This window comes from Staphylococcus simulans (genome assembly GCF_002902285.1).
GTDB classification, from domain to species: domain Bacteria; phylum Bacillota; class Bacilli; order Staphylococcales; family Staphylococcaceae; genus Staphylococcus; species Staphylococcus simulans.
Genome location: NZ_PPRU01000049.1, coordinates 1 through 239, shown reverse-complemented (window position 1 = coordinate 239; position 239 = coordinate 1). Strand labels below are relative to the sequence as shown.

Below are 239 nucleotides of genomic sequence, written 5' to 3'. Positions count from 1 at the left end.
GCGTGCCTTTTGTAGAATGAACCGGCGAGTTACGATCTGATGCAAGGTTAAGCAGCAAATGCGGAGCCGCAGCGAAAGCGAGTCTGAATAGGGCGTTGAGTATTTGGTCGTAGACCCGAAACCAGGTGATCTACCCTTGGTCAGGTTGAAATTCAGGTAACACTGAATGGAGGACCGAACCGACTTACGTTGAAAAGTGAGCGGATGAACTGAGGGTAGCGGAGAAATTCCAATCGAAC

The 239-nt window shown here is 49.8% G+C and carries 1 rRNA gene; it reads left to right on the top strand.

The features are described from left to right. Nucleotides 1-239: ribosomal RNA gene (locus tag CD112_RS11465) — 23S ribosomal RNA — on the top strand; the annotation flags it as partial.